The organism is Streptomyces sp. NPDC048560, from assembly GCF_040650955.1.
Classification (GTDB): domain Bacteria; phylum Actinomycetota; class Actinomycetes; order Streptomycetales; family Streptomycetaceae; genus Streptomyces.
Window position 1 is genome coordinate 1 of the sequence record NZ_JBEZIJ010000025.1, and the last position, 1893, is coordinate 1893.

General features: G+C 67.6%; 2 protein-coding genes. Both read right to left on the reverse strand.

The window, feature by feature from the left end; all coding sequences use genetic code 11:
• Entirely contained in the window at window positions 1–963 is a 963-nt protein-coding gene (locus AB0C82_RS34460) for an electron transfer flavoprotein subunit alpha/FixB family protein (RefSeq protein ID WP_362850169.1), read from the reverse strand.
• A gap of 122 nt (window positions 964–1085) precedes the next feature.
• Window positions 1086–1871, reverse strand: coding sequence for an electron transfer flavoprotein subunit beta/FixA family protein (locus AB0C82_RS34465; RefSeq protein WP_362850171.1), 786 nt, complete (start codon window positions 1869–1871; stop codon window positions 1086–1088).
• Window positions 1872–1893: the final 22 nt, after the last annotated feature.

Consider the following 1893-nt stretch of genomic DNA (forward strand, 5'->3'; position numbering starts at 1 on the left):
TCAGCCCTTGCGGGTCTGTACTTCTTCGGTGAGTTGGGGGACGACGGTGAAGAGGTCTCCGACGACGCCGTAGTCGACGAGGTCGAAGATGGGGGCTTCGGCGTCCTTGTTGATCGCGACGATGGTCTTGGAGGTCTGCATCCCGGCGCGGTGCTGGATCGCGCCGGAGATACCGGAGGCGATGTAGAGCTGGGGGGAGACGGACTTGCCGGTCTGGCCGACCTGGTTGGTGTGGGGGTACCAGCCGGCGTCGACGGCGGCGCGGGACGCGCCGACCGCGGCGCCGAGGGAGTCGGCGAGCGCTTCGATGATCGCGAAGTTCTCCGCGCCGTTCACGCCGCGTCCGCCGGAGACGACGATCGCGGCCTCGGTGAGCTCGGGGCGCCCGGTGGACTCACGCGGGGTCCGCGACACGATCTTCGTGCCGGTGGCAGCGGCGGTGAAGCTCACCTCCAGCGGCTCGGTGACACCGGCCGCGGGAGCGGGCTCCACGGGCGCCGAGTTCGGCTTGACCGTGATGACCGGGACACCCTTGGAGACCCGGGACTTCGTGGTGAACGAGGCGGCGAACGCGGACTGCGTCGCGACCGGCCCCTCCGCACCCGCTTCGAGGTCGATCGCGTCGGTGATCAGACCCGACCCGGTACGCACCGCGAGACGCGCGGCGATCTCCTTGCCCTCCGCCGAGGAGGGCACCAGCACCGCCACGGGCGACACCGCCTGGAACGCGGCGTGCAGAGCGTCGACCTTCGGCACCACCAGATACTGCGCGAACTCCGGGGCCTGCGAGGTCAAGACCCGCACCGCACCATGCTCGGCCAGCACCCCAGCGGTGGCCTCGCCACCCTCACCCAGCGCGACAGCGACCGGGTCACCGATCCGCCGCGCCAGCGTCAGCAGCTCCAGGGTGGGCTTACGAACAGCACCGTCGACATGATCGACGTAGACGAGGACTTCAGCCATGAGACGTCACTTCTCCTGCATGAAAGATGAGCGAACAAAGAACCAGGACCAACACGAACCGAACCCCGACCCGGACCCCGGGAAAACACAGCGCACGAGACCGGGGCCGGGCACCGGGGGGCCTAGATGAACTTCTGGCCCGCGAGGAACTCGGCGAGCTGCTTGCCGCCCTCACCCTCGTCCTTCACGATCGTGCCCGCCGTGCGCGCCGGACGCTGCGCGGCCGAGTCCACCGCCGTCCACGCACCCGCCAGACCCACCTCGTCCGCGTCGAGATCCAGATCATCCAGATCCAGGGACGTCACCGGCTTCTTCTTCGCCGCCATGATCCCCTTGAACGACGGATAACGCGCCTCACCCGACTGGTCGGTCACCGACACCACCGCCGGCAGGGAAGCCTCCACCTGCTCCGACGCCGTGTCACCGTCCCGACGACCCGACACCACACCGCCCTGCACCTTCACCTCGGACAGCAGCGTCACCTGCGGCACACCCAGACGCTCCGCGAGAATCGCCGGCAGCACACCCATCGTGCCGTCCGTCGACGCCATCCCCGCGATCACCAGATCGAACCCGGTCTTCTCGACCGCCTTCGCCAGCACCAACGACGTACCCATCACATCACTGCCGTGCAACGCGTCGTCCTCGACATGCACCGCCTTGTCCGCACCCATCGACAACGCCTTACGCAACGCGTCCTTCGCATCCTCAGGACCCACCGTCACCACCGTGACCTCGGCATCATCCGCCTCGCCCGCGATCTGCAGCGCCTGCTCCACCGCATACTCGTCCAACTCCGACAACAGACCGTCGACATCCTCACGATCCACCGTCAAGTCATCAGCGAAATGCCGATCACCAGTCGCGTCGGGCACATACTTCACACAGACAACGATCCTCAAGCTCACGCCGGCTCTCCTAGCTGATGCG

What these genes read in the sequence shown, in the direction of transcription:
- AB0C82_RS34460 (WP_362850169.1), bottom strand. Translation starts at nt 963, where the DNA reads ATGGCTGAAGTCCTCGTCTACGTCGATCATGTCGACGGTGCTGTTCGT.